Here is a 25,817-nt window from a genome sequence, read left to right on the forward strand (position 1 = left end):
ACCGGTCAATCAGCCCGTATCGTCCAGTCGTCCAGCGCCTCGCCTTTGGCCGGCGAACCGCTTGCGTGGCTTCTCGTGCCTTCGCGAGGAGTCGCCCGTCGGCGCAACGACCGTGTTGCCGGCCGCCATCGGTGCTCTTGGTGGCCCGGGACGGCCCGTCCGATCTGATCAACGGCCTGTCGACCAAGCGGGCCGAAGCCGGCTGCGGCCCAGCCGCCGCCCCGGTGACTCGGACACCGGCCCGCCGCCGGAGCAGCGGCCGACGACTCGGCCCAGGGCCCGCCCGGGGGAACGACCCGGCATCGGGCCCGTGCCCGTCCCGGGCCTCACCCTGCCCCGTTCCACACGAACCTGCACGACCACCCAGGAGGATTCCCATGGCTCACGTCGACGAGGAGATCGCCAGCCAGCCCGAGTGCTGGCAGCGTGCCCTCGACCTGACTCCGAAGCACCTGCCCGAGCCCGGCGAGCGCGTCGCAATCGTCGGCTGCGGGACCAGCCTGTACATCGCCCAGGCCTACGCGGCGCTGCGCGAAACCCTCGGACTGGGGGAGACCGACGCGTTCGCGGCCTCCGAGTTCCCTGCGGCCCGGCGGTACGACCGGGTCGTCGCCCTCACCCGTTCCGGTACGACGACCGAGGTGCTGGACGCGCTTGCGCGCTCCCGCTGCACCGAGACGGTGGCGATCACCGGCGACCCGGCCACCCCGGTCGGCGCGGCGGCGCGCCACGTGGTGCCGCTGGAGTTCGCGGACGAGAAGTCGGTCGTGCAGACCAGGTTCGCGACCACCGCCCTCGTCCTGCTGCGTGCGCACCTGGGCGCCGCGCCGCAGGACCTGCCCGAGCAGGCGAGCCGGGCGCTGACCGCCCCGCTGCCCGAAGGGGCCCTCGGCGCCAAGCAGTTCACCTTCCTGGGTACGAGGTGGACCAGCGGCGTGGCCAGCGAGGCGGCACTCAAGGTGCGGGAGGCGTCGTCGTCGTGGACCGAGTCCTACCCGGCGATGGAGTACCGGCACGGGCCGATCAGCGTCAGCGGCCCCGGAAGCGTGGTGTGGTTCTTCGGCGCGCCGCCGACAGGCCTCGTTCAGCAGGTCGAGGCGACCGGTGCGCACGTCTCCGTGTCCGACCTCGACCCCTTGGCCGACCTGATCCGGGCGCAGCGCCTGGCGGTCGAGCTCGCCTCCGGCCGGGGCCTCGACCCCGACCAGCCGCGCAACCTGACCCGCTCCATCGTCCTGGAGCAGCCGTGACCCGTTCGCCTCTCCCGCAGGCAAGGGAGTCGGCATCGTGAGCGTCATCGCGCTCGACGTCGGCGGCACACACATCAAGGGCTCGGTGGTCGACGGCGGCGATGTCGTCGAGGCCGACGAGTGGTACACCCGTGCTGAGCACGGCCCGAGCGCCGTGATCGACACGGTGCTGCGGTGCGCGGACGAGTTGGTGGCCCGCGCCGTCCGCCGGGGGGCGAAGCCGCAGGCCGCCGGCATCGTCGTGCCCGGGCTGGTGGACGAGGCGAGCGGCACCGCCGTCCTCGCCGCCAACCTCGGCTGGCGCGACACTCCGGTGCGCCGCTGGGTCGCCGAGCACCTGGACCTCCCGGTGGCGTTCGGACACGACGTCCGGGCCGGTGGCCTCGCGGAGAGTCGCCTCGGGGCCGGACGGGGCTGCGCCGACTTCGCCTTCGTCCCGGTCGGTACCGGTGTCGCTGCCGCGCTGGTGCTCGGTGGTCGCCCGTTCACGGGGGACCGGGGATTCGCGGGCGAGCTGGGACATCTGGTGGTGCGCCCCGGCGGGGAGCCGTGCGTCTGCGGCAACCGGGGCTGCGTGGAGACGCTGGCCTCGGCGTCGGCGATCGCCCGCCGCTACGCCAGGGCCGCAGGGGAGACCGGGCTGAGCACAAAGGACGTCCGGACCAGAGCCGAAGCGGGCGACCGTCTGGCCGACCGGATCTGGAGCGAAGCGGTCGAGGCGTTGGCGGACGGCCTGGCCGCTCTGACGGTGCTGGTCGACCTGGACCGTCTGGTGATCGGCGGAGGCCTGGCGAAGGCCGGCGAAGCGTTCCTGCATCCGCTACGGACGGCGGTCGCCGAACGACTCGCGTTCCGCCCGGCACCGACCCTGGTGCCCGCAGAACTGGGCCACCGCGCGGGCTGCCTGGGGGCGGCCCTGCTCGCGCAGGACCTGCTGGACGGTGGCGGCCGGTGATCCTGACCGTCACGCTGAACGCGGCCCTGGACACCACCTACCGGCTGTCCGAGCTGCATCTCCACGCCAGCAACCGGGTGACCGTCACCCAGCAGGCGGGCGGAAAGGGCGTCAACGTCGCCCGGGTCCTGGCCGCCCTCGGGCACACCGCGACCGTCACCGGCCTGGTGGGCGGCGCGGCAGGCCGGGCCGTGCGGGCGGACCTCGCCCGGGCCGGCCTGCCGGACGAACTGGTCCAGGTGACGGGGGAGACCCGTCGGACCGTGGCCGTGGCGGACGACCGGGACACCACCATGCTCCTGGAACCCGGGCCCGAGGTCTCACCGCGGGAGTGGCAGCGCTTCCTCGCCCACTACGAACACCTGCTGCCCGGCGCCTCGGTCGCCGTGCTGTCCGGGAGCCTGCCGCCCGGACTCCCGATCGGCGCGTACCGGAGCCTCGTCGAGCGGGCGCGTTCCCACGGCGTCCCGGCCGTGCTGGACGCGGACGGCCCGGCGTTGCTCGCCGCGCTGCCTGCCCGCCCGGCCGTGGTGAAGCCCAACGCGGCCGAACTGGCCGCCGCGACCGGCACCCGGAACCCGGTCGAGGGTGCCGAACGTCTGCGCGCCGCCGGCGCGGAGGCGGTGGTGGCCTCGCTCGGCCCGGACGGCCTGCTCGCCCTCACGGCCCAGGGCTGCTGGAGGGCTCGCCCGGCCGAGGCCCTGGCCGGCAATCCGACCGGCGCTGGTGACTCGGCGGTCGCCGCCCTCGCTCTCGGCCTGGCCGACGGCGCGCCATGGCCCGACCGGCTGCGCCGCGCCGCCGCCCTGTCCGCTGCCACGGTGCTGGCCCCGCAGGCCGGCCGCTTCGACCCGGACGTCTATCAGCACCTGCTCAACCTCGTCCGGATCGAGGACCTCGACCCGGCGCAACCTCAAGGAGAACCATGCCGCTGGTCGGAACCGGAGAGATCGTCGCGCCCGCAGCCGGAGGCGGGTTCGGCGTCGGCGCGTTCAACGTCATCCAGCTTGAGCACGCCGAGGCCATCGTCACCGGTGCCGAGGCCGCCGGGGTACCGGTGATCCTGCAGATCAGCGAGAACGCCGTGCGCTATCACGGCGGCCTGGCCCCGATCGGCACCGCGGCGTTGGCGGTGGCCCGGGCGGCAGGTGTGCCGGTGGCCGTCCACCTCGACCATGCCACCGAGCGGGCACTGGTGGAGGAAGCGGTCCGGCTGGGCTTCGGGTCGGTGATGTTCGACGCGTCGGTGCTGCCGTACGAGGAGAACGTGCGGGCCACGGTCGACGTGGTGCGGTTGTGCCACGCGGCGGGTGTCTGGGTGGAGGCCGAGCTCGGCGAGGTCGGCGGGAAGGACGGGGTCCACGCCCCGGGGGCCAGGACCGACCCGGCAGAGGCGGCCGGGTTCACCGCACGCACCGGGGTCGACGCGCTGGCCGTCGCCGTCGGCACCTCGCACGCCATGCTCACGCGCACGGCGAGCCTCGACCTGGACCTGATCGCCGCGCTGCGTACGACAGTCCCGGTGCCGCTGGTGCTGCACGGCTCCTCCGGGGCGTCGGACGACACCCTGGCGGCGGCGGTCGCCCACGGCATGACGAAGATCAACATTGCGACCCACCTCAACAAGGCCTTCACCACGGCCGTCCGCGTCCGCCTCGCGGCCGACGCCGCCCTGGTCGACACCCGGGCCTACCTGGGTGACGGCCGGGATGCCGTGTCGGAGGAGGTGGCGCGCCTGCTGGGGATTCTGACCGTGCCCCACCTGGTTGACGGGGCGGCTACCGCTCCCTGAGCGGTGCCCGCCCTTTCGCAGGGCAAGACACGGAACGGCTGCCCTTCCCCGCCGGGGGACGGGCAGCCGCGGCCGTTGTTCAGGCGGGTGTGACGGTGGGGAACCTCTCGGCGCCACGCACCCACCGGCCCCGGCGCATGACGGCGACCAGGTCGTACGTGTCGGAGTCGACCACCACGAGGTCGGCGAGCTTTCCGGTCTCCAGGGTGCCGACCCGGTCGGCGAGGCCGAGCAGCCGGGCGGGGACGGCGGACAGCGACTCGACGGCCTGCTGGAGCGTCAGTCCGCTGACCGTCACGGAGCGTTTGAAGGTCCGGTCCATGGTGAGGGTGGATCCGGCGATGGAGCTGCCGTCGGTGAGCATGGCGACGCCGTCCCTGACCTCGACCTGGAGGGGGCCGAGCGGGTAGCGGCCGTCGCGCATGCCGGCGGCGCCCATGGCGTCGGTGATCAGGGCGACCCGGGAGGGGCCGGCGGTGCCGTAGGCGAGGCCGAGGACGGAGGGGTGCAGGTGGACGCCGTCGTTGATCAGCTCGACGGTGACGCGCTCGTCTTCGAGGAGGGCGACGATGGGGCCGGGGGCACGGTGGGCGATGCCGGGCATGGCATTGAAGAGGTGGGTGGCGACGGTGGCGCCGGCGTCGATGGCTTCGAGGGTGGTGGCGTAGTCGGAGTCGGTGTGGCCGACGGCGGCGATCACTCCGAGGTCGGCGAGCATCCGCACCGAGGCGAGTCCACCGGGCAGTTCGGGCGCGAGGGTGACCATCCTGGCGTGGCCGCGGGCGGAGTCGACCAGCTTGCGGACGAGGGCCGGGTCGGGGTCACGGAGCAGGTCGGGGCGGTGTGCGCCGCAGCGATGATGGGAGATGAACGGGCCTTCGAAGTGGATGCCGGCCAGCACGCCGTCCTCGACGAGTTCGGAGAGTACGGCGGCCTGGCGGGTGAGGTCGTCGATCTCGCCGGTGACGGTGGAGGCGACAGTGGTGGTGGTGCCGTGTTCGAGGTGGGTGCGGGCGACCTCCACGGCCTCTTCGGCGATGCCGGAGGTGTAGGAGGAGCCGCCGCCGCCGTGGACGTGCAGGTCGACGAAGCCGGGGACGACGGTGTACCCGGTCAGGTCGAGGTCGCCGGGTTCGGCGCCGCCGCCGAGGCGGGCGATGCGCTCGCCCTCGACGGCGATGCGGTGGTCCTCGACGACGCCGCCGGGCAGGACCAGGCGGGCACCGGCCAGTGCAGTACGGTCCTTGACGATCACGGCCTCCTCTAGGTAAACATCGGATGACTGACTACTGTGAATCATAGGATTGCGTCAGATCCCGAGCAAGGCCCGCAGGCTTACCCTCCGTTCGATTACTCGTGTTATCGGACACCGGATGGCTCTCTTGTGCTGGGGGGTGCTGGACCGTATGGTCATGGGCGCGCTCCGATTCATCCGATGTCTGTGCTCGTCGGTGGTCGAGTCGGCGCGCCTCGACAGGAGGTGGACATGAAGCTGATGCGGATCGGCGCAGCCGGGGCGGAGACCCCGGTCGTACTCGCCGAGGACGGCCGGACGTACGCGCTGTCGGCGGTGACCGAGGAGATCGACGGAGCGTTCCTGGCGTCGGGCGGGGTCGAGCGGGTGCGGGCGGCTCTCGCGGACGGGGCGTTGCCCGTGATGGAGGCCGAGGGCCTGCGCGTGGGTGCTCCGGTTGCGCGGCCCGGGAAGGTGGTGTGTGTCGGGCTCAACTACCGTGACCACGCGGAGGAGACCGGCACCGCCGTTCCCGAACGCCCGGTGGTGTTCATGAAGGACCCGTCCACGGTGGTGGGGCCGTACGACCGGGTACTGATCCCGCGCGGGTCGGTGAAGACCGACTGGGAGGTCGAGCTCGCGGTCGTGATCGGGCGCGAGGCCCGTTACCTGGCGAGCCCGGCCGAGGCGGCCGCGCACATCGCCGGCTACGCGATCAGCAACGACGTCTCGGAGCGCGAGTTCCAGCTCGAGTACTCCGCCCAGTGGGACCTCGGCAAGTCCTGCGAGACCTTCAACCCGCTGGGCCCCTGGCTGGTGACGCAGGACGAGATCGCGGAACCCCAGGCGCTGGGTCTGCGGCTCGCCGTCAACGGCGAGGTGCGGCAGGACGGCGACACCAAGAACATGATCTTCGACGTCGCCCACCTGGTCTGGTACCTGAGTCAGTACATGGTGCTGCGCCCCGGCGACGTCATCAACACCGGCACCCCGGCCGGCGTCGCCCTCGGCCTGCCCGGCACCCCCTACCTGCGCGAGGGCGACACCGTCGAGCTGTTCATCGACGGCCTCGGCGCCCAGCGCCAGACCTTCGTCAACGCGTGAAAGGCATCAACGTGTCTGTGACCACCACGCGGATCGCCGCCGTTGACACCTACGACATCCGCTTCCCCACCTCGCGGGAACTGGACGGGTCGGATGCGATGAACCCCGATCCCGACTACTCCGCCGCCTACGTCGTGCTGCGCACCTCGGCGGGTGGCCACGAGGGCCACGGCTTCACCTTCACCATCGGGCGCGGCAACGACGTCCAGGTCGCGGCCATCGACGCGCTGCGCGACCACGTCGTCGGCCGGCCGGTCGCCGAGTTGTGCGCGGATCCGGGATCGCTGTACCGCGACCTGACCGGCGACAGCCAGCTGCGGTGGCTCGGCCCGGAGAAGGGCGTGATGCACATGGCCATCGGCGCCGTCGTCAACGCCGTCTGGGACCTGGCGGCCAAGCGCGAAGGCAAGCCGCTGTGGCAATTGCTCGCCGACGCCGACCCCGCGTGGCTGGTCTCCCAGATCGACTTCCGTCACATCGGCGACGCGCTCACCCCCGGCGAGGCGCTGGAACTGCTGCGCCAGGGCAAGGAGGGCGCCGCCGATCGTGCGTCCCGGCTGCTGCTGCGCGGCTACCCGGCCTACACGACCGGACCGGGGTGGCTCGGCTACTCCGACGAGAAGCTCGTCCGCCTCGCCCGGGAGGCGGTGGCCGACGGCTTCACCCAGATCAAGCTCAAGGTCGGTGCGGACCTGGCCGACGACATCCGCCGCTGCCGCACCGCCCGCGAAACCGTCGGGCCGGACATCCGGATCGCGATCGACGCCAACCAGCGCTGGGACATCGCCGAGGCGATCGAGTGGACGAAGGCGCTCGCGGAGTTCGACCCGTACTGGATCGAGGAGCCCACCAGCCCGGACGACATCCTCGGCCACGCCGCCATCCGCAGCGGGGTCCATCCCATCAAGGTCGCCACCGGCGAGCACGTGCAGAACCGGATCGTCTTCAAGCAGCTGCTCCAGGCCGAGGCGATCGACTTCCTCCAGTTGGACGCGACCCGCGTCGGTGGCGTCAACGAGAATCTCGCAGTGCTGCTGCTCGCCGCAAAGTTCGGCGTGCCGGTCTGCCCGCACGCGGGCGGCGTGGGCCTGTGCGAGCTGGTCCAGCACCTGTCGATGTTCGACTTCGTCGCCCTCTCCGGAAGCACCGAGGGCCGTGCGATCGAATTCGCCGACCACCTGCACGAGCACTTCGTCGACCCGGCTCGGATCCACGGTGGTCGCTACCGGACGCCGACCGCGCCCGGGTTCTCCGCCACCATGCACCGGGCGGCCATCGACACCTACCGCTACCCCGACGGCGCGTTCTGGGCCGCGGACCTGGCCGCCACGGGGACGAAGGAGCGCGCATGACCACCGACCTGTGCGGTCTGACCGCCCTGGTCACCGGCGGTGCCTCCGGCATCGGCCTGGCCACGGCCCACCTGCTCGCCGAGCGCGGTGCGGACGTCGCCGTTCTCGACCTGGACCCGAGTGGCGCCCCCGCCCCGCTGCGCGGCTTCACCGCCGACGTCAGCGACGACCGCTCCGTCCGCCTGGCCGTCGCGGACGCGGCCGAGGCGCTCGGCGGCATCGACATCCTGGTCAACAACGCCGGCATCGGCGCGGCCGGTACGGTCGAGGACAACCCGGACGAGCAGTGGCACCGCGTGCTGGACGTCAACGTCCTCGGCATCGTCCGCACCACGCGGGCCGCCCTGCCCCACCTGCGTCACTCCTCGCACGCCGTGGTGGTCAACACCTGCTCGATCGCCGCGACCGCCGGCCTGCCTCAGCGGGCGCTGTACTCGGCCAGCAAGGGCGCGGTTCTGGCGCTCACCCTGGCCATGGCCGCCGACCACGTCCGCGAGGGCATCCGCGTCAACTGCGTCAACCCCGGCACGGTCGACACCCCGTGGGTCGGTCGGCTACTGGACGCCGCCGACGACCCGGCCGCCGAGCGCGCCGCACTCAACGGCCGGCAGCCCACCGGCCGGCTGGTCACGGCCGAGGAGGTGGCCGCAGCCATCGCCTACCTCGCCTCCCCGGCTGCAGCCGGCACCACCGGGACCGCCCTCGCGGTCGACGGCGGCATGGCCGGCCTGCGGATGCGACCCGAGCCCGAGCCGGAGCCCAAGCCGTGAGCCTGCGTCACAACCGTCTCGGGCGCAGTCCTGTCCGGGTGAGCGAACTCGCCTTCGGCGCGGCGGGGATCGGCAACCTGTTCACCGAAGTGAGCGGCGACCAGGCGGAGGCGGCCGTCGTCGCCGCCTGGGAGGCGGGCGTCCGCTACTTCGACACCGCGCCGCACTACGGCCTCGGCCTGTCCGAGCGGCGGCTCGGCGACGCACTCCAGGGCTTCCCGAGGAACGAGTTCACCGTCTCCACCAAGGTCGGTCGCCTCCTGGAGCCGACCCCGGGAGCCCAGGGCGACGACCTCGCCGACGGCTTCGCCGTCCCCGCAACCCATGGTCGACGCTGGGACTTCAGCGCCGAGGGCGTGCGCCGGTCGATCGAGGAGAGCCTGAACCGGCTCGGCCTCGACCGGATCGACATCGCCTATCTCCACGATCCCGACGATCATGCCGACCAGGCCGTGGCCGAGGCGTACCCGGAGCTGGAACGCCTGCGCGCCGAGGGCGTCCTCGGCGCGATCGGCGTCGGAATGAACCAGGCCGACCTGCTCGTCCGATTCGTCCGCGAGACGGACATCGACGCCGTCCTGCTGGCCGGCCGGTACAGCCTGCTCGACCAGCACGGCCTCGCCGAGCTGCTTCCGCTGGCCGCCGAGCGCGGCGTCGGGGTAGTGGTCGGCGGGGTCTTCAACTCCGGCCTGCTCGCCGACCCGAAGCCCGGTGCCACCTTCGACTACACCGTCGCCCCAACCGAACTTCTCAACCGGGCCCTGCAGTTGAAGGAGGTGTGCGAGCGGCACGGCGTGCCGCTGCGTGCCGCCGCGCTGCGCTTCCCGTTCGGGCACCCGGCCGTCGCGAGCGTTCTGGTCGGAGCCCGCAGCGCCACGGAGGTGCGGGACGCCGCCGTGATGCTCAACCGCCGTGTCCCCGAAGCGCTGTGGGTGGACCTGAAGGGGCGCGGGCTGCTCCCCGAAGGCGTCCCGACCCCCGGGAAGGCGGAGTAGATGCGGATCGCCCTGTTCATCACCTGCTTCAACGACACGATGTTCCCCGGTACGGGCCGGGCCGTGGTGACCGTCCTGGAGCGGCTCGGCCACGCGGTCGAGTTCCCGCAGGAGCAGACCTGCTGCGGGCAGATGCACTTCAACACCGGCTACCGCCCAGAAGCCGTCCCCCTGGTGTCGCGCTTCGCCCGCACCTTCGCCGAGTACGACGCGGTGGTCACCCCCTCCGCGTCCTGCGCCGGCATGATCCGTGACAGCCACCCCGTCCTCGCCGCGCAGCACGGAAGCCCGGAGCTTCAGCTTCAGGTGGCCGAAGTGGCGCCCAGGGTGCACGAGTTCACCGAGTTCCTCACCGAGGTCCTCGGGGTGACGGACGTCGGCGCCCGATTCCCGCACAAGGTCGCCTACCACCCGACCTGCCACTCGTTGCGCGGACTGCGGCTCGGCGACCGGCCGCTGCGGCTGCTGCGCGCGGTCGAGGATCTCGACCTGGTCGACCTTCCCGCCGCCGAGTCCTGCTGCGGCTTCGGCGGCACCTTCGCCGTCAAGAACGCCGCCACCTCCGCCGCGATGCTCGCCGACAAGACGCAGGGAGTCCTGGACAGCGGCGCAGAGGTGCTGTGCGCGGCCGACAACTCCTGCCTGCTGCACATCGGAGGCGGACTGTCCCGCCAGGGCAGCACCGTACGGACCGTGCACCTGGCCGAGATCCTCGCCGCCACCGAGGGAATCACCGAAGGAGCCGTGCGGTGAGCGCGAACACCGAGCGCGGCGTCGTCTGGCTAGGCTCGCCGGCCTTCCCCGACGCCGCCCGCGAGGCACTCAAGAACAGCCGGCTGCGGGCCAACCTGAAGCGCGCCACCGGCACCATCCGCGACAAGCGCCTCGCCGCCGCCACGGAGCTGGACGACTGGGAGGCGCTGCGCGAATCGGCCGCCGCGATCAAGCAACGCACCGCGCGCCATCTCGACCGCTACCTCCTGCAGTTGGAGCAGTCCGTGACCGCGGCGGGTGGCACCGTGCACTGGGCCGCCGAGGCGGCCGAGGCCAATCGGATCGTCACCGAGCTGGTCCGGGCCACCGGCGAGACGGAGGTGGTGAAGGTCAAGTCCATGGCGACCCAGGAGATCGGCCTCAACGAGCACCTCGCCGGGGCCGGGATCACCGCCTACGAGACCGATCTCGCCGAGCTGATCGTGCAGTTGGGCGACGACCGGCCCTCCCACATCCTCGTCCCCGCGATCCACCGGAACCGCACCGAGATCCGCGACCTGTTCGCCTCCCGGATGGGGGAGTGGGGACAGCCCGCCCCCGAGGGCCTGAGCGACGAAACCGCCGAACTCGCCGAGGCGGCCCGCCGCCACCTGCGCGAGAAGTTCCTCACCGCGAAGGTCGCCGTCTCCGGCGCCAACTTCGCGGTCGCGGACACCGGCACGGTCGTCGTGGTGGAGTCCGAGGGGAACGGGCGGATGTGCCTCACCCTGCCGCGGACCCTGATCACCGTCATGGGCATCGAGAAGGTGGTCCCGACCTGGACCGACCTGGAAGTGTTCCTGCAACTGCTGCCCCGCTCCTCCACCGGCGAGCGGATGAACCCCTACACCTCCAGCTGGACCGGCACCACCGACGGCGACGGGCCCAAGGCCTTCCACCTCGTCCTGCTCGACAACGGCCGCACCGACACCCTCGCCGACACCGTCGGCCGCCAGGCCCTCGCCTGCATCCGCTGCTCCGCCTGCCTCAACGTCTGCCCGGTCTTCGAACGCACCGGCGGCCACGCCTACGGCTCGGTCTACCCAGGGCCGATCGGCGCCGTCCTCACCCCGCAGCTCGTCGGGGTCGGCAGTGACATCAAGAGCAGTGCGGCAAGCCTGCCCTTCGCCTCCACTCTCTGCGGGGCCTGCTACGACGCCTGCCCCGTGAAGATCGACATTCCGGACGTGCTCGCCCATCTGCGGGCCGAGGCCGTCGAGGCCGAGCGGTCCGCCAAACGCCTTCCCACCGCCGAGGCGGTCGCGATGAAGGCCGCCGCGACCGTCCTCGACTCCCCGTACCTGCTCGCCGCTGCCCAGAAGGCAGCGAGCCTCGGCGGGCGGGCCCTCGCCCGGCGAGGGCGGATCGGCCGGATTCCCGGCCCGTTGCACGGCTGGTCCGACACCCGGGACACCCCCGCGCCGCCTGCCGAGTCGTTCCGTACGTGGTGGCGCAAGAACAAGGAAGGGGAGCGGTGACCAGCCGCGAGACCGTCCTCGGCCGCATCCGCGCCGCCCTCGCCGACGTCCCGCCCGCAGAGGACCCGGAGGACGTGCCAGTACCCCGGGAGTACCGCCGGTCGCACCTGGAGCCCGGGCAAGACCGGGTGGCGCTCTTCGCCGAGCGCGTCGCCGACTATCGCGCCACCGTCACCCGCACCGACCGGGAGGGCCTGCACGGTGCCATCGCCGCCGCACTCGCCGCGCGCGGGGTCGAACGCCTGGCACTGCCGGGCGCCTTCCCCGTCGAAGTGCTGCCGCCCGGCCCCTGGGAATGGCACCCGGAGCCTCTGGACGTCCCCGCCCTCGACGCACTGGACGGGGCGATCACGCTGGCCGCCGCCGGCATCGCCGTCACCGGCACGATCGTCCTCGACGCGGGCCCCGGCCAGGGCCGCCGCGCGCTCACCCTCGTACCCGACTACCACCTGTGCGTCATCCGAGCCGAGCAGATCGCTGCCGACGTCCCGGACGCCATCGCCCGCCTCGACCCGACCCGGCCGCTGACCTTCGTCTCCGGCCCGTCCGCCACCAGCGACATCGAGCTCGACCGGGTCGAAGGCGTCCACGGCCCCCGCACCCTCGACGTCGTCATCGTCGACCCCACCCAATCGGAGCAGCACCCATGAGGACCGCCCTGCACACCCGCGTCCGCGAGGACCGGATCGAGGAGTACGAGGCCGACACCGTGTTGCCGGTGCTGTGGCAGCTGTGAGCACCCGCCCGATCATCGACGCCCACCACCACGTCTGGGACCTCGCCGTACGCCCCCAGCCGTGGATCACCGGCGAGGCCCTCGCCCCGCTCGCCCGCTCCTTCACCGTCGCGGACCTGGCGGTCGAGGCCCGTGCGGCCGGCGTCGTGGGGACGGTCGTGGTCCAGACCGTCTGCGTCCCCGAAGAGACCCCGGAACTGCTTGCCCTCGCGGCCGGCAGCGACCTGGTGGCCGGGGTCGTCGGCTGGACCGATCTGACAGCGCCCGATGTCGCCGACCGGATCGCTGCCTTGCGTGAACACCCGGGCGGGGAGCGGCTGGTGGGAATCCGCCACCAGGTCCAGGAGGAGCCCGACCCCAACTGGCTGCTGCGTCAGGACGTCCTCCGAGGGCTTCTCGCCGTCGCGCGGGCGGGCCTCGTCTACGAGCTGGTCGTCAAGCCTCACCAGCTGCCCGCCGCCGTCATCGCGGCCGCCGGCAACACCGGACTGACCTTCGTCCTCGACCACCTCGGCAAGCCCCCGATCGCCACCGGCACCCTCGACCTCTGGGCCGCCCACGTACGCCGCCTGGCCGCCCTGCCCAACACGGTGTGCAAGCTCTCCGGCATGGTCACCGAGGCCGCCCCGGGAGCCTGGGCGCCTGCGGATCTCGCCCCCTACGCCGACACCGTGCTCGACGCCTTCGGACCGCACCGCCTGCTGTTCGGTTCGGATTGGCCGGTCTGCACGCTCGAAGCCGGCTACGACGAGGTCGTCGACCTCTCCGACCGCCTCACCGACCGACTGAGTCCGTCCGAGAAGGACGTGCTGTTCCACGACAGCGCGGTCCGTGTCTACGGCCTCAGGCGGCCCTCCCGGGTATGACCTATCCTGCACAGACCCGAACACGGTCACGAGAGAGGCGAGCGCGCGTGCCTGTCACCGACGAGGCGATCGAGAAGATCAAGGCCATGATCGTCAGCGGTGAGCTCCGCCCGGGCTCCCGGCTCCCGCGCGAGCCCGATCTGGCCGAACGCCTGGGTCTGTCCCGCAACTCCCTGCGCGAGGCGGTCAAGGCGCTCTCGCTGATCCGGGTGCTCGACGTACGGCAGGGCGACGGCACGTACGTGACCAGCCTGGAGCCAGAGCTGCTGGTTGACGCGCTGTCGTTCGTCGTCGACCTCCAGCAGGACGACACGGTGCTGCAGTTCCTGGAGGTCCGGCGGATCCTGGAACCGGCTGCAGCCGCGATGGCCGCCCGGGTGATGCCGGACGAGGACATCGCCGCACTCGGTGAACTGCTGGACCGGCTCGACGGTGACACCTCGCTGGAGTCGCTGATCGAGAACGACATGGAGTTCCACCGCAGGCTGGCGGCGGGCTCGGGCAACGCCGTGCTCTGCTCCCTCATCGAGGGCCTCTCCGCTCCGACCGCGCGCGCCCGGCTGTGGCGCGGCCGGGTGGAGGAGGGCGCCGTGGCGCGGGCCTGGCAGCAGCACCGGGCGATCTACGAGGCCGTCGCCGCCCGACAGCCCGACCTCGCCCAGGCCTGGGCGACGGTGCACGTCGGCGAGGTCGAGCAGTGGCTGCGGGGCACCCTCGGTGCGGCGGTCTCAGAGCTCGACTGAGCCTGACGGGAAGGTGCGGGGCGGGGCGGTCAAGACAGGCCCCGCCACACGGATGTCGTCGCACCAGATTGACCGCGATGGCCTCGACCCGGACCAGGAGGTCGCGCGGTCCGGGCTGGGGGACGGGGAGTTCGAGGTCGAGCAGACTCTCGGGGTCCTCGACGGACAGGTTGGTGAGGTATCCGACGGCAGGCATGGTGGCGGGGCGGGGGCTGGTCATGGTGCGGTGTCCTTGCGGGTGCGGGTGCGGGTGCGGGTGCGGGTGCGGGTGCGGGTGCGGGTGCGGGTGCCGGTGCTGTGACTTGGCAGTCGTGGGTGCCGGTGTCGGAGCGGCCGCCGGTCAGGCGAACTCCGGTGTCATGGCGGCAGCGATCTTCAGGTGCGGAGCGGCCTGTTCGTGCAGGTCCAGGCGCTGGAGGGTGCGGCCGAGCATGAGCCGGAGGTAGGAGTCGTCCGGCAGGTCCTCGACCAGTTGTTCCAGGGCTTCCAGGGCGCGGCCGAGCTGGGCGGAGGTGAAGTACGCGCGGGCGGCGAGGCGTCGGACGTTGAGGTCGTCGCCGTGTTCATCGAGCAGCGGTCGGAGCAGGGTGAGCGCTCCGAGCGGGTCGCGTAGGTCCAGGAGGGATTCGGCGTACCGCAGGCGCCCGACCTCCTCGGGCGCGTCCCGTGCGGGGCTCGCGGTGGCGAGGAAGTCGGCGATGACGTCGGGTGGTTGGGCGCCGGCCAGGGCCCGGTCTCCGACGACGATCGTCGGGGAGGTCCTGATACCCCGGGCCTTGCCGATCAGGCGGAGCTCCCGGACGGTGCGGTCGGCTGCGTCGGTGTCGAGCAGCGCGCTGGCTTCGGCGAATCCGGCGGTGATCGCAAGGGTCCGGAGCGTGTCGCGCGCACTGATGTCCTGCCCCTCGACGAAATGCGCCCGCATCAGGTGCTCGGTCACGGTGTCCTGCAGTGTGCTGCCGCCGTGCTCGTGGGCGAGGGCGAGGAGGCGGTGGGCGTCGTGGCTGCTGGATCGCCAGGCTGCGCCCCAGTTCGGCCCCAGCCCTTCTGCGGCTGCGATTCGTGAGACGGGCACCCCGTCGTCAGCCGTCCCCGGGCTCACCGTGGTCGGCGCGTCGACGGCGCATCGACCTGCGGCGTCGTCGACCATCGGGTCGCGCGGGGCCGGCTCCATCGGGACGGCCTCAGCCGGGGCGGTCGGGTCGATCAGGTACGGGCGCCAGACGACCTCGATGTCCCGGGCGGACATTGCCGGACTGGCGAGCGCCGTCTCCAGCCGGCGTTTGCCGATGTACGCCCAGGGACAGACCACGTCCGCCCAGATCTCGATGCGCATCCTCGCCCTCATGTCCTCTCCGGGGTTCCTGCTTGTCGCGCGGGGCGGTCAGCCGATGAAGTCGGCGAGGTTCCGCTTGAGCTGGTCCTTGGGCAGGGCGCCGACGATGGTCTTGACGGCCTTGCCGCCGGTGAAGACCTTCAGGGTCGGGATGGACATGATCCCGTACTGGGTGGCGAGGGCGGGGTTCTTGTCGATGTCGACCTTCACGACCGTCAGGCGGTCGCCGTGCTCGGCGGCGATCTGGTCGAGGGTGGGGGCGATCATCCGGCACGGGGGGCACCAGGTGGCCCAGAAGTCGACCAGGACGGGCTTGTCGCTCTGGAACACGAGCTCCTCGAAGTTGCTGTCGGTCGCGGTGATGGTGGTGCCGGGCATGGGGGATCTCCTCGATCTGTTGGTGACCCGGATGAGTCGGGTGGTCCGGGGTGAGTGGTTTGGTGTTCGGTCAGGCGGTGGCGCCGACGAGGGCGATGGCCTTGCCCTCCAGGTCGTCCAGCGCGGCGAGGTGGCGCTCGGCGTCCAGCGCGGCGGCGGCGCCGGTGCCGGCGGCGGTGATGGCCTGGCGGTAGGTATGGTCGACGACGTCGCCGGCGCCGAAGACGCCCGGGACGTTGGTCCGGGTGGAGGGGGCGTCGACCTTGAGGTAGCCCTCGGCGTCGAGCTCCAGCTGGCCCTTGAAGAGCTCGGTGCGCGGGTCGTGGCCGATCGCGATGAACAGGCCGGTGACGGCCAGCTCGCGGGTGTCGCCGGTGGTGCCCCCGTCCTTCGGCACCGTGCACAGGGTGACGCCGGTCAGCTTCGGGTCGCCGTGGATCGCCTCGACCGCGCTGTCCCACTCGAAGCGGATCTTCGGGTCGGCGAAGGCGCGCTCCTGCATCGCCTTGGAGGCGCGCAGGGTGTCCCGGCGGTGGATGATCGTGACGCTGCGGGCGAAGCGGGAGAGGAAGGTCGCCTCCTCCAGGGCGGTGTCGCCGCCGCCGACCACGGCGATGTCCTGGTCGCGGAAGAAGAAGCCGTCGCAGGTGGCGCACCAGGAGACGCCGCGGCCGGAGAGCTTGTCCTCGTTCGGCAGGCCGAGCTTGCGGTGCTGGGAGCCGGTGGTGACGATCACGGCGCGGGCCTTGTGGACGTTGCCCTCGGAGTCGGTGACGGTCTTGACGTCGCCGGTGAGGTCGACCGCGACGATGTCGTCCGGGACCAGCTCGGCGCCGAACCGCTCGGCCTGGGCCCGCATGTTGTCCATCAGCTCGGGGCCCATGATGCCGTCCCGGAAGCCGGGGAAGTTCTCCACCTCGGTGGTGTTCATCAGCGCACCGCCGGCGGTGACGGCGCCCTCGAAGACCAGCGGCTTGAGGGAGGCACGGGCGGTATAGAGCGCAGCCGTGTAGCCGGCCGGGCCGGAACCGATGATGATCACGTCACGAATGGGGGTACTCAAGGCGATTGCCTCCTGATAGGTCGCGAGGCTGCGGTGACGGTTCTCTCCACCGGGGGCTCGCGGCGTCGGATCCGACCGCCCGGCTGCTGCGGGCAGGTCTGCGCCGCTGCGGGGCCCTGCGGCGGGCGTCCGGCCGATTCCCCGGGGGGTGGCGACCGGCATGACCAAAACGTATCACGGCACAGTGATATCACGCAAGGGTGGTATCACCTTGGAGTGATGTGTGATAATCGAGGCATGCTGACATCAAGTGGCGACAAGGCGACGCTGACCCAGGGCGACCTCATCCGAGTGCTCGGTGAACCCCTGCGCCTGCGCATCGTGATGCTGCTGGCGCAGGCGGCCCTGTGCACCAACCACCTGATCGAGGAGACGGGCGCGCGGCAGACCGCGCTGTCCAATCATCTGCGGGTGCTGCGCGAGGCCGGCATCGTGGAGCCGGAACCGCACGGCCGCTTCACCTACTACCGCCTGCGCCCCGAGGTGCCGCAGGCTCTGGCGGAGTTCTTCGGCGAGCTCGGCCGCACGGCGGCGGAATCACTGGCCGAGGACCGCAAGCGCCCGTGCGAGTGACGATGCCGCGCCGTGAGGCTCCCGCATGTGCGGCCGGGCTGTCGATGCCGCCCGGGCCGAGCCGGCTTCCGTGATGGCGCGACCCCTACACCGCGGGGGACGACGAGGCGGCCACTTCGGTGCCGTCTCGTAACTGCGGCGAGGCGAGGCCGGCCGGTACATCCCCCTGCCGAACTGCGAAAGCCTCGGGCTGGCAGATCGTCGATGCGGCGCCGAGCCACCGCATGACCACCCTGTAGCGTCCCAGCTCTGTCCTGCCGCGATCCTCGTCTGCGCACGCGCCGAAGGCGGGGAGTCGACTCCGCGGCGCGCTCCGGGGGCCTGCCGTGGCGGCGGCCGTGGACGGCCTGCCCGTGCGGCCCGAAGTGAACTTGCGCCGCGCCCGAGGAATCCTTGAATCAACGGACGCGCGAAGCGAGATGATCGCCATGGACACACCAGCAGCGGGCGAAAGCCGGCCCAGCGGCTCCTCCCTCACGGCTGTGGCCACGGCGATCGCGACTCCGGACGGAATGCTCACGGGATGGAGCCCCGGCGCACAGCGGCTGCTCGGGTACTCCGCGTCCGACGCTGCGGGCCGGCCTGCAGCGGATCTGCTCGCGGCTCCCCTTCCGCAGTCGGCTCGCGAGCGGCTGGCAGGGCAGGACCAATGGGTCGGCCCGGTGGTTCTGCGCCACCGCGACGGAGGCCCGGTGGACTGCCGACTGTGTGTGCGCCCGTTGCCCGCTGGTGACGGACGGGTCAGTTGGCTGTTCGAGGCCGCCCCACTGGGGCAGGGGGGCGACCGCGACAGCGACCCGCTGGTCCACTGGGCGTTCGACCAGTCCCCGTTCGCCCAGGCGATCTACGACACCGAGGGCAGGTTCCTGCGCGTCAACGCGGCAATGGTGCAGCAGCTCGACGCCACGGAGGGCGAGCTCCGCGGGCTTCGGATCACCGAGCACTTGCCGGACCCCGTGTTCGAGGTTCCGCAGCGCAGTGTCGAGCGAGTGGCGGCGACAGGCCGGCCGGAGCAGATCGAGAACCGCGTCCAGGTGCCGGGAGAGGCCTTCCCGCACGCCTGGATCGTCCACCTCGCCCCGCTCAAGGACCCGGCGGGGCTGGTGCACGCTGTGCAGCAGACCGTGCTCGACTTCTCCGAGCAGGAGGCGGCCCGCAGAAGTCTGGCGCTGCTCGATGAGGCCAGCAGACGCATCGGCAGCAGCCTCGATGTGGCCCGCACCGCCCAGGAGCTGGCCGACGTGGCCGTGCCCGCCTGTGCGGACTTCGTCTCGGTGGATCTGCTCGACGCCGTGCTGCAAGGGGATGATCCGGCACCGATCCGTACCGGCGGACGCCTGGTTCTGCGCCGGGTCGCCGTTCGCTCCGCCGTGCCGGGCGCCGTCACGGTCGGCGAGCCGTCCCGCTATCCGGAGTCCTCGCCGCATGCCCGCTGCCTGGCCAGTGGCCGCAGCGCCGCCCACCGGATCACCGACCCCGAGATCGCCCACTGGCTTGCCCACGACCCCGAGCGGGCGGCGTGGATACGCCGACACCGCCCGCACTCGCTGCTCACCGTTCCGCTGCAGGCCCGTGGCGTGAACCTCGGCGTCGTCCTGTTCGCCCGTCTGGCCGCGTCCGCCACGCCCTACAGGCAGGACGACCTGGAGATCGCCGAGGAACTGGCGGCACGCGCAGCGGTCTGCATCGACAACGCCCGCCGCTACACCCGCGAGCGCACCACCGCTCTCACCCTCCAGCACAGCCTGCTGCCACAGGAGATTCCCGAGCAGGCCGCCGTCGACGTCGCGGGCCGCTACCTGCCGGCAGGTTCGAAGGCCGGTGTCGGCGGTGACTGGTTCGACGTGATCCCGCTCTCCGGAGCCCGGGTCGCCCTGGTCGTCGGCGACGTCGTCGGCCACGGCATCCACGCTTCCGCCGCCATGGGGCGCCTGCGCACGGCCGTACGCACCCTCGCCGACGTCGATCTGGCCCCGGACGAGCTGCTCGCGCACCTGGACGACCTCGTCGTCCGGCTCGGCACGGGGCAGGAGTGCGCGGACGCACCACCCGGAGAACTCGGCGCCACCTGCTTGTACGCCGTCTACGACCCCATCTCCCGCAGGTGCTCGCTCGCCAGCGCCGGCCACCCCTGGCCCGCGCTGGTGACCCCCGACGGAACCGTGGACTTCCTCGAACTGCCGAGCGGCCCGCCACTGGGACTGGGCGGGCTGCCGTTCGAGTCCGTCGAAACCGAGCTTCCCGCGGGAAGCCTCCTCGCGCTGTACACCGACGGCCTGATCGAAGCCCTCGGTCGCGACATCGACGCCGGCCTGAACGCCCTGAGCACGGCTCTCGTCGGCTCTGTCTCCCCGTTCGACGCCGCCCTCGACCTCGACACCCTCTGTGACACCGTCCTGAAGGCGCTGCTCGACGAGCCGCCGGCCGACGACGTTGCGCTGCTCATCGCCCGCACCCACGCCCTGGACACCGGCCACGTCGTCTGCTGGGACCTGCCAGCCGATCCGGCCGTCGTCGCCGATGTCCGTGCCTGGACGACCGCGCAGCTCCAGGCGTGGGAGCTGGACGAGCTGGCCTTCGTCACCGAACTCACCGTGAGCGAGCTGGTGACCAACGCGATCCGCTACGGCGCCGTGCCCATCCAGTTGCGGCTCATCAAGGACCGGACGCTGATCTGCGAGGTCGCCGACGCCAGCAGTACCGCACCGCACGCGCGTCGCGCCCGCATCTTCGACGAGGGCGGACGCGGCCTGATGATGGTCGCCCAGCTCACCGAGCGGTGGGGCACGCGGCACACCGGCACCGGCAAGACCATCTGGGCCGAGCAGCCGCTCCCTCGTCCACCCGCACAGTGAAGGCGCACCCGCGCGATCACCACCCGATGTCAGCACCTCGGAACCGGGAACGCACCGGTCACACCGTGGACCGGACACCCGTACGGCTCCGCGCCCGTCAGGGTGTGACGGGCGCGGAGCCGGGGCGCGGTCGTCGGACGTCCTGTGCCGGCCGGTTCGTCACCGCGCGTGTTCGAGTCTCCAGGGCCGGACCCGGGACCGACCTGGTCACGGGATCCCTGGTCCCGGTCGTCCCGCTGGCCGTCGCCTTCCTGCCACGCCAGCGCTTCGAGGCTTCCGAACTTCGGCGCACTGATCTGACGGCAGGCGGAGGCAAGGGCTGAATCCGAAGCACCGCCGCCTACCGCCGGTCGCGCCCCGCTGCCCTTTCCCGGCAGCGGGGCGCAGCCGTCGTCCGGGGCCACACCGCCGACTCGGCGTCGACGTCGTCCGGTGTGTCAGCCGTCGTGCTGGGCCTGGAGGTTGTCCAAGGTCTCCTGGAAGCTGCGGATCAGTGCGGTGAGGCCGGTCTCGAAGGCCTGCTCGCGGAAGTCGGCCGGGGCGTTGCGCAGCGGTTCGAGTCCGGGCGGGAGCTCCTCGTCGGCCCAGGCCGTGTCGTGCGGGTGGTTGAGGTGGAGCGCGGAGCCGATCAGCAGGTACTCGATGGACTGGACCACCGGGAGTACGTGGTCCTCGGGCCAGCCGGCCTTCCGCAGCATGGCGAACGCGCAGGCGTAGGCCTGGAGGGCGGCGACGGACCGGGTCGGCCGGGAGGCGAGCAGCGGCACCATGTTCGGGTGGCGGGCGAGGGCGGAGCGGTAGGAGCGGGCCCAGGCGTCCAGGGCGGCGGTCCACGGCTGGACGGCCGGGTCGAGGTCCATCTCGGCGACGATGAGGTCGCTGACTCCGGCGATGATCTCGTCGCGGCTGGAGACGTAGTTGTAGAGCGAAGGCCCCTTCACGCCCAGCCGGGCCGCGACGCGGGTGGTCGAAAGCGCGGCGGCGCCCTCCTCGTCGACCAGTGCGAGGGCGGCCCGCATGATCCCGTCCCGGGTCAGCAGTGGCCGTGGCGGCCTGCCCATCTGGTGGTCCTCTCGTCTGGTGGCGGTTACCCCCGGGTAGTGGCTCTTGCCGCGGACTAGTGTACGTTCTCGTCCAGGCAAAACTACTGGTTCTAGTTTTAGGGGTGCCCGTGGATGACGCCTGGCGTCTCCCTGTGGCGCCAGGCCGAGGGCTTCGAAGGCAATCGCCTTCGCGGCCCGGCCGACGGCGGACTTCGGCCGCATCCCACGTGACCCTCCGATGTGCCGGTAGCCACCCGGGATTCCCCTGCGGTGGATCTTGCCAACCCGTCGCCTGGCATGCCCTTGACATTCTGTTGATCGCATGGCGGCGGCCTCCCTGCCCGCCTTACGCCGAAGGTGACCCTCCGCATGTCCATGCGCACCCTCGCGCTGCCGGCACTCGTCGTCTCCGTGGTGCTCGCACTCAGTGCCTGCGACCCGACGAGCCCGACAGCCCAGCCCGCCGACCACGGCGCCGCCGTTCAGGCCGCTCCGGTTCCGGTCGACGGGAACCCGCCGGCGCCCCCGGCTCCCGGCGCCAACCCGCCGGTGACCCTGGTGGCCCCGGCCGCCGACCGAGCGCCGTCCGCCACTCCGTCGCCCGTCGCTTCGTCGGCCACCCCGGTGGCCGTTCCGTCGGGCACCCGGTCGGCCGCCCCGATCGCTTCCGGGGCCCCGACGGCGGCCGCCCCGTCCCCGTCCGGGACGCCGACCGTTGCAGCCGGGGCGGCGGACCTCGAACTGACCTCGTACGACCGGCAGACCGGCAAGGCCGTGCTCGCCGTCGTCGCCAACGAGGGCAAGGGCGCTCCGACTCCATCCGCGACCGCCGCAGCCACCGCCGCAGTGCAGACCGGCCGGCTGATCGACAGCCCGCCGTCGGCCGCCGCACCGGAGGGCGCGCTGCTGGCGATCACGGCCGTCAAGCCGGCCGGGGCCGGGAAGGTGCAGGTCGACACCCGCCCGGCCACCATCTCCGAGCTGCTCGGCCAGACCTGGGCGAACATCAAGGCGGCACTGGATCCGCACAAGATCCAGGTCACACCCAGGGTCAAGGACCTCAAGGTCTCCTACGTCCCGAAGTCCGACGGGGGCAGCGGCGCGGCCTCGGCCGCGCTGAGGCTGGACGCGAACGACACCGTCCCGCTGCCCGCCGGCTCCAAGGCCTCGTTGACGGGCTCGCTCGAACTCGACCCGAGCGTCGTCTTCTCCTATCACGGTTCCCGCGGCGTCCTCGCTCCCGAGGAGGCCAAGGTCGGGTTCGACCTGGGCGCGCACGCCGACTGGCACCTCACCGCCGGCCTCACCGGCTCCACCGGACCGGTCAGGATCCCGCTCGCAACCCTTACCGCCACCCCCACGGTGACGGTCGGCGTGCTGCCGGTCGTGATCACCCTCAGGCTGACGGTCTACGCCGAGGTCAGCGCCGACGGCACCGTCAGCGTCGACGTCGCGCAGGCCGTGGACGGGAACTGGGCGATCCACGCCGAGTACACCAAGGCGGCCGGCTGGCACAGCGCCACCGACCCGGTCAACACCACCGTCACCCCGGTCAGGGCCACCTTCACCGGCTCCGCCGACGTGCGCAGTGCCCTGGTCGCCGAGGGGTCGGTCGCCCTGTACGACGCGCTCGGCGTGAAGGCCACCGTCAGGCCGTACCTGCGGGCCCAGGTGCAGGGCACCGTCACGGTCGCAGTCGACAGCGGTGGCGTGCATCCGGGCGTCGACGGCAGCGGTGGCCTCTACGGCGGGCTCGACGTGGACGGGGCCGTGCTCGCGCGGATCGCCGTCCTCGGCACCCCGCTGTTCGAGAAGGACGTGCCCTTCATGCTCTACCACCGCGAATGGCCCCTTGCGGCGGGCTCGTACCGCAACACGCCTTCGAGCCCCACACCGACCACCTGACCGACCATCCATCCAGCACGTTGAAAGCCGAGTTCCAGATATGAGCACCAAGGCAAAGCTCGTCGTCGCCGCGACCCTGACCGCCGCGATCACCGCAGGTCTCGCCACCCCCGCGGTCGCGGCGGCCCCGACCGCCACCGCGGCGAGCAGTGGCGGCACGGTGACCGAGCAGCAGTGGCTGGCCGACGTCGCCGGCGCGATCGCGCCCGCCCGCGCCTACGTCGAGCAGCGCACGGCCGAGCCGACGGACGAGACCCCCGCGATCGTCTTCGACATCGACAACACCACCCTCGCCACGCACTTCCACCCGCTCACGATGCCGGGCATCTCGCCGGTGGTGGAGCTGGCGCGGTACGCCCACGCGCGCGGGGTCGCGGTCATCTTCGTCACCGCACGCGTGGACTTCATCGCCCCCGTCACCCGGTACAGCCTGGAGAAGGCGGGCTACACCGTGGACGAGCTGCACGGGCGCGACCTGTGCGACCTCTTCAAGTCGGTGCAGCAGTACAAGACGGACGAGCGGGCGGAGATCGAGAACGAGGGCTACACGATCATCGCCAGCATCGGCAACAACTGGACGGACCTGGGCGGCGGCCACGCCGAGCGCACCTTCAAGCTGCCGGACTACAACGGTCTGCTCTCCTGACCCACCCCCACCCCGCCGGGACGGTCACATCGTCCGGGGCCTGGCTGGTACGCCAGGCCCCGGACGGTTCCATGCTGAAGAGCCGGAGCCCGGTGCCGCCGCCGGCCTCGTGAGGTCCGCCGGAGAGGACAAATCGAGGTTCCGCAGCGAGGCCGGGCCCAGGTCCCGCTGACCCTTGAGCCACTCGGCGACGTGGTCGGAGAAGTTCATCCCCCCGTACTTCTGGAGGCGCTCGGCCTTGCGCTGGTTCTGCGGGGAGTTCTTCCGCGCGTGGTACACCTCGGCGAGACGGGCCTTGGCCTTGTCCTGAGTGGCGAAGCCCGACTCCTCCGTCCGGCGCCCCGCCGCGTTGCGGTACCTGATCTTGTACTCGTGCGGGCACTTGCTCCAGCGGGACTCGGGGTGCTCGCACTCCTTGACGAAGCTGCCCATGCCACGGGTGAGGCCTGCGGTCGCCATGCTGGTCGGAACCTCCGGGAGTCTTGCTGACCTTCTGCTGACTCCGGATGGTCGATCAAGCCCCTGAGCTGGGCGGAAACGCCACTTCCGCTAGATCCTCCGGAAGGTGATCTGGATGCTCCCCGGCTTCACCGTCGACGCCTACCGCGACCGGCTGCGCGAGCTGGACGCGCAGATCCGGGCGGAGGGCCCGTTCGTGGCCCACTCCTACCGTCACCTTATCGAGGCGCGCAAGCCGGCCTAGAGCGGGCCGTGGCGGCGTTCGCCGGCCGGGCCCGGACCCGGCCGGTCGACCCGACCGCTTTCGGCCACCCGGACGGCGACCGGCGCAAGACGCGGTCTTGCCGCGCCCGGCGGGCCGCCGTTCCATGGCGGCATGGCGCGCAGCGAGCTCGTAGTGATGACCGACCACAGCTCGACCGAGGGCAGCCGGGAGGTCCTCGCCACCGCCGTGCGGGCGCTCACCGGCAGATCACCCGTGCTGGTCGACGCGCGGCACTACATGACCGGCGGCACCGGCCGGATCACCGGAACCGGGACTCCCGGCGCCGGGAGCCCTCGCGCCGATGGCTCTCGCCCCGATGGCCCTCGCCCCGATGGCCCTCGCGCCGAGGGCCCCGGCGTCGGCGGGGCGGGCGGCGCCCTGCGCCTGGAGGTGCCCGCCGAGGGGATCGCCGTGACGGCGGAGGCCGTGCTCGTCTACGAAGTCCCGCCGCACCGCCGCCGCGACTTCGAGGCGTTCCAGCGGCTGCTGCGCGACCACGGCGCCCGCTCGCTCGGCACGGACGCGGAGGCCTGGCGGACGGCCACCGAGAAGGACCTCACGATCGAGCGGTTCGTCCGCGACGGCATCCCGCACATGCCCACCGTCACGCTCTCCCGGCCGACCCCGGAGGCGGCGGCCGAGGCCGTCGACCGCCTCGGCGGGGACGTCTGGGCCCGGCCGACCGTCGGGATGGGCGGCAGCGACGTCTTCCACGTCACCACCCGCGCCCAACTGGCCGCCGCCGCCCGGCACTACGCCGAGGCGGGCACCGACTGGCTGATCGCCAGGGACGCCGCGAACTTCACCCCGGACGGCCGGCGCCACCAGTACCGGGTGGTCGTCCTGGACGGACGGGTCGTGCGCACGGTCGAACACGTGCAGGCGAACCCCGACGCCCCGTGCAACGAGTGCCGGGGCGCCGTCTCGACCCTGCTGGAGGACGGGGAGCTGCCGGGCGGGCTGGCCGAGCTGGCCGTGGCGGCGACGAAGTCCCTCGGCCTTCCGCTGGCCGGCGTCGATCTCGCGGCGGAGAACGGCGGGGTGGTGTTCGAGGCCAACGTCCACCCGGTGTTCGGCTCCGTAGGAGGCCTGGAGACGGTGGCCGTCCCGTACGCCGCCGCACACCTCGGACCTGCGGTCGGTCCTCGAACCCCTGGCGTCGCCCGGCAGCCGGGGGCTTGAGGACCGGCCCGGGACAGGCGGAGCCCACCGCTCCGGCCGGCCAACGGTCCGCGGAGCCCCTGGTCAGGGCCTGCACGGCGGGGC

Annotated in this window: 25 protein-coding genes and 1 pseudogene; 20 read left to right on the forward strand and 6 right to left on the reverse strand. The window is 72.2% G+C overall.

Features of this window, described 5'->3' with window-relative positions:
* The first annotated feature begins 377 nt into the window (after positions 1 to 377).
* Genes RMN57_RS35365 through RMN57_RS35380 form a run of 4 tightly spaced genes read left to right on the forward strand, consistent with a single transcriptional unit; the run spans position 378 to position 3,997 of the window.
* Positions 378 to 1,250 (forward strand): SIS domain-containing protein, encoded by an 873-nt coding sequence (locus tag RMN57_RS35365; protein WP_313767386.1) that lies wholly within the window; start codon positions 378 to 380, stop codon positions 1,248 to 1,250.
* Between the two features lie 37 nt (positions 1,251 to 1,287).
* Positions 1,288 to 2,205: an ROK family protein gene (locus RMN57_RS35370; protein WP_313767387.1), complete on the forward strand. Its 918-nt coding sequence runs from the start codon at positions 1,288 to 1,290 to the stop codon at positions 2,203 to 2,205.
* Positions 2,202 to 3,266: a 1-phosphofructokinase family hexose kinase gene (locus tag RMN57_RS35375; protein ID WP_313767388.1), complete on the forward strand. Its 1,065-nt coding sequence runs from the start codon at positions 2,202 to 2,204 to the stop codon at positions 3,264 to 3,266. Before RMN57_RS35370 ends, RMN57_RS35375 begins: the two co-directional genes overlap by 4 nt.
* Entirely contained in the window at positions 3,155 to 3,997 is an 843-nt protein-coding gene (locus tag RMN57_RS35380) for a class II fructose-bisphosphate aldolase (RefSeq protein ID WP_313768069.1), read from the forward strand. The genes RMN57_RS35375 and RMN57_RS35380 overlap by 112 nt, the downstream gene beginning before the upstream one ends.
* A gap of 79 nt (positions 3,998 to 4,076) precedes the next feature.
* Here RMN57_RS35380 and nagA read toward each other — a convergent pair whose 3' ends face one another.
* A complete protein-coding gene (gene nagA, locus RMN57_RS35385) occupies positions 4,077 to 5,249 on the reverse strand; it encodes an N-acetylglucosamine-6-phosphate deacetylase (RefSeq protein WP_313768070.1) in 1,173 nt (390 codons plus the stop codon).
* 234 nt (positions 5,250 to 5,483) lie between these two features.
* On the opposite strand from nagA, the gene RMN57_RS35390 reads away from it, so the two are divergent.
* The 10 genes from RMN57_RS35390 (at position 5,484) to RMN57_RS35435 (ending at position 14,329) form a co-directional block, all read left to right on the forward strand.
* Positions 5,484 to 6,335: a fumarylacetoacetate hydrolase family protein gene (locus tag RMN57_RS35390; protein WP_313767389.1), complete on the forward strand. Its 852-nt coding sequence runs from the start codon at positions 5,484 to 5,486 to the stop codon at positions 6,333 to 6,335.
* Positions 6,336 to 6,346: 11 nt separating this feature from the next.
* Positions 6,347 to 7,687 carry an L-fuconate dehydratase gene (locus RMN57_RS35395; protein WP_313767390.1) on the forward strand — a complete coding sequence of 447 codons (1,341 nt, stop codon included), beginning with the start codon at positions 6,347 to 6,349 and terminating at the stop codon, positions 7,685 to 7,687.
* On the forward strand, positions 7,684 to 8,457 hold the full coding sequence (locus RMN57_RS35400; protein ID WP_313767391.1) for an SDR family oxidoreductase: 774 nt from the start codon (positions 7,684 to 7,686) through the stop codon (positions 8,455 to 8,457). The genes RMN57_RS35395 and RMN57_RS35400 overlap by 4 nt, the downstream gene beginning before the upstream one ends.
* 38 nt (positions 8,458 to 8,495) lie before the next feature.
* Complete coding sequence (locus RMN57_RS35405) at positions 8,496 to 9,452, forward strand: aldo/keto reductase (RefSeq protein ID WP_313767392.1); 957 nt, start codon at positions 8,496 to 8,498, stop codon at positions 9,450 to 9,452.
* The gene (locus RMN57_RS35410) at positions 9,453 to 10,205 is read left to right on the forward strand and encodes a (Fe-S)-binding protein (protein ID WP_313767393.1); all 753 of its coding nucleotides are present in this window, start codon (positions 9,453 to 9,455) and stop codon (positions 10,203 to 10,205) included.
* Entirely contained in the window at positions 10,202 to 11,683 is a 1,482-nt protein-coding gene (locus RMN57_RS35415) for a lactate utilization protein B (RefSeq protein ID WP_313767394.1), read from the forward strand. Before RMN57_RS35410 ends, RMN57_RS35415 begins: the two co-directional genes overlap by 4 nt.
* Positions 11,680 to 12,333 carry an LUD domain-containing protein gene (locus RMN57_RS35420; protein WP_313767395.1) on the forward strand — a complete coding sequence of 218 codons (654 nt, stop codon included), beginning with the start codon at positions 11,680 to 11,682 and terminating at the stop codon, positions 12,331 to 12,333. The genes RMN57_RS35415 and RMN57_RS35420 overlap by 4 nt, the downstream gene beginning before the upstream one ends.
* Before the next feature lie 82 nt (positions 12,334 to 12,415).
* The gene (locus RMN57_RS35425) at positions 12,416 to 13,285 is read left to right on the forward strand and encodes an amidohydrolase family protein (protein ID WP_313767396.1); all 870 of its coding nucleotides are present in this window, start codon (positions 12,416 to 12,418) and stop codon (positions 13,283 to 13,285) included.
* 47 nt (positions 13,286 to 13,332) lie between these two features.
* The gene (locus tag RMN57_RS35430; RefSeq protein WP_313767397.1) at positions 13,333 to 14,028 is read left to right on the forward strand and encodes a FadR/GntR family transcriptional regulator; all 696 of its coding nucleotides are present in this window, start codon (positions 13,333 to 13,335) and stop codon (positions 14,026 to 14,028) included.
* 52 nt (positions 14,029 to 14,080) lie between these two features.
* Positions 14,081 to 14,329 carry a hypothetical protein gene (locus RMN57_RS35435; RefSeq protein WP_313767398.1) on the forward strand — a complete coding sequence of 83 codons (249 nt, stop codon included), beginning with the start codon at positions 14,081 to 14,083 and terminating at the stop codon, positions 14,327 to 14,329.
* 39 nt (positions 14,330 to 14,368) lie between these two features.
* Here RMN57_RS35435 and RMN57_RS35440 read toward each other — a convergent pair whose 3' ends face one another.
* From RMN57_RS35440 to trxB, 3 genes are all read right to left on the reverse strand, one after another.
* Positions 14,369 to 15,364, reverse strand: coding sequence for a DsbA family protein (locus RMN57_RS35440; protein ID WP_313767399.1), 996 nt, complete (start codon positions 15,362 to 15,364; stop codon positions 14,369 to 14,371).
* 48 nt (positions 15,365 to 15,412) lie between these two features.
* Complete coding sequence (trxA, locus tag RMN57_RS35445) at positions 15,413 to 15,742, reverse strand: thioredoxin (RefSeq protein ID WP_313767400.1); 330 nt, start codon at positions 15,740 to 15,742, stop codon at positions 15,413 to 15,415.
* Positions 15,743 to 15,812: 70 nt separating this feature from the next.
* Complete coding sequence (gene trxB, locus RMN57_RS35450) at positions 15,813 to 16,805, reverse strand: thioredoxin-disulfide reductase (RefSeq protein ID WP_313767401.1); 993 nt, start codon at positions 16,803 to 16,805, stop codon at positions 15,813 to 15,815.
* A 237-nt stretch (positions 16,806 to 17,042) separates the two neighbouring features.
* On the opposite strand from trxB, the gene RMN57_RS35455 reads away from it, so the two are divergent.
* Together RMN57_RS35455 and RMN57_RS35460 are read left to right on the forward strand one after the other, a co-directional pair.
* Positions 17,043 to 17,378, forward strand: coding sequence for a metalloregulator ArsR/SmtB family transcription factor (locus tag RMN57_RS35455; RefSeq protein ID WP_313767402.1), 336 nt, complete (start codon positions 17,043 to 17,045; stop codon positions 17,376 to 17,378).
* Positions 17,379 to 17,806: 428 nt separating this feature from the next.
* Positions 17,807 to 20,233 (forward strand): SpoIIE family protein phosphatase, encoded by a 2,427-nt coding sequence (locus RMN57_RS35460; RefSeq protein WP_313767403.1) that lies wholly within the window; start codon positions 17,807 to 17,809, stop codon positions 20,231 to 20,233.
* Between the two features lie 437 nt (positions 20,234 to 20,670).
* Here RMN57_RS35460 and RMN57_RS35465 read toward each other — a convergent pair whose 3' ends face one another.
* On the reverse strand, positions 20,671 to 21,294 hold the full coding sequence (locus RMN57_RS35465) for a TetR/AcrR family transcriptional regulator C-terminal domain-containing protein (protein WP_313767404.1): 624 nt from the start codon (positions 21,292 to 21,294) through the stop codon (positions 20,671 to 20,673).
* A gap of 351 nt (positions 21,295 to 21,645) precedes the next feature.
* Between RMN57_RS35465 and RMN57_RS35470 the strand changes: the two genes are divergently transcribed.
* Together RMN57_RS35470 and RMN57_RS35475 are read left to right on the forward strand one after the other, a co-directional pair.
* On the forward strand, positions 21,646 to 23,181 hold the full coding sequence (locus tag RMN57_RS35470) for a hypothetical protein (RefSeq protein WP_313767405.1): 1,536 nt from the start codon (positions 21,646 to 21,648) through the stop codon (positions 23,179 to 23,181).
* A 40-nt stretch (positions 23,182 to 23,221) separates the two neighbouring features.
* Positions 23,222 to 23,827, forward strand: a complete 606-nt coding sequence (locus tag RMN57_RS35475; protein ID WP_313767406.1) for an HAD family acid phosphatase — start codon at positions 23,222 to 23,224, stop codon at positions 23,825 to 23,827.
* A gap of 24 nt (positions 23,828 to 23,851) precedes the next feature.
* Here the strand turns inward: RMN57_RS35475 and RMN57_RS35480 are convergent, their stop codons facing one another.
* Positions 23,852 to 24,286: a hypothetical protein gene (locus RMN57_RS35480; protein WP_313767407.1), complete on the reverse strand. Its 435-nt coding sequence runs from the start codon at positions 24,284 to 24,286 to the stop codon at positions 23,852 to 23,854.
* Positions 24,287 to 24,383: 97 nt separating this feature from the next.
* On the opposite strand from RMN57_RS35480, the pseudogene RMN57_RS35485 reads away from it, so the two are divergent.
* Together RMN57_RS35485 and RMN57_RS35490 are read left to right on the forward strand one after the other, a co-directional pair.
* Positions 24,384 to 24,530, forward strand: a pseudogene (locus tag RMN57_RS35485) (SAM-dependent methyltransferase); the annotation flags it as partial.
* 132 nt (positions 24,531 to 24,662) lie between these two features.
* A complete protein-coding gene (locus RMN57_RS35490; protein ID WP_313767408.1) occupies positions 24,663 to 25,733 on the forward strand; it encodes an alpha-L-glutamate ligase in 1,071 nt (356 codons plus the stop codon).
* The last annotated feature ends 84 nt before the right edge of the window (positions 25,734 to 25,817 follow it).

The sequence above is a fragment of the Kitasatospora sp. CM 4170 genome, from assembly GCF_032110285.1.
GTDB classification, from domain to species: Bacteria; Actinomycetota; Actinomycetes; order Streptomycetales; family Streptomycetaceae; genus Kitasatospora; species Kitasatospora aburaviensis.

Coding starts and splice junctions, on each gene's coding strand:
- trxA (WP_313767400.1), bottom strand. CDS start 15,742: ATGCCCGGCACCACCATCACCGCGACCGACAGCAACTTCGAGGAGCTC.
- RMN57_RS35455 (WP_313767402.1), top strand. CDS start 17,043: ATGCTGACATCAAGTGGCGACAAGGCGACGCTGACCCAGGGCGACCTC.
- RMN57_RS35400 (WP_313767391.1), top strand. CDS start 7,684: ATGACCACCGACCTGTGCGGTCTGACCGCCCTGGTCACCGGCGGTGCC.
- RMN57_RS35440 (WP_313767399.1), bottom strand. CDS start 15,364: ATGCGCATCGAGATCTGGGCGGACGTGGTCTGTCCCTGGGCGTACATC.
- RMN57_RS35460 (WP_313767403.1), top strand. CDS start 17,807: ATGGACACACCAGCAGCGGGCGAAAGCCGGCCCAGCGGCTCCTCCCTC.
- RMN57_RS35465 (WP_313767404.1), bottom strand. CDS start 21,294: ATGGGCAGGCCGCCACGGCCACTGCTGACCCGGGACGGGATCATGCGG.
- RMN57_RS35490 (WP_313767408.1), top strand. CDS start 24,663: ATGGCGCGCAGCGAGCTCGTAGTGATGACCGACCACAGCTCGACCGAG.
- RMN57_RS35475 (WP_313767406.1), top strand. CDS start 23,222: ATGAGCACCAAGGCAAAGCTCGTCGTCGCCGCGACCCTGACCGCCGCG.
- RMN57_RS35435 (WP_313767398.1), top strand. CDS start 14,081: ATGTCGTCGCACCAGATTGACCGCGATGGCCTCGACCCGGACCAGGAG.
- RMN57_RS35470 (WP_313767405.1), top strand. CDS start 21,646: ATGTCCATGCGCACCCTCGCGCTGCCGGCACTCGTCGTCTCCGTGGTG.
- RMN57_RS35410 (WP_313767393.1), top strand. CDS start 9,453: ATGCGGATCGCCCTGTTCATCACCTGCTTCAACGACACGATGTTCCCC.
- RMN57_RS35480 (WP_313767407.1), bottom strand. CDS start 24,286: ATGGCGACCGCAGGCCTCACCCGTGGCATGGGCAGCTTCGTCAAGGAG.
- RMN57_RS35390 (WP_313767389.1), top strand. CDS start 5,484: ATGAAGCTGATGCGGATCGGCGCAGCCGGGGCGGAGACCCCGGTCGTA.
- RMN57_RS35365 (WP_313767386.1), top strand. CDS start 378: ATGGCTCACGTCGACGAGGAGATCGCCAGCCAGCCCGAGTGCTGGCAG.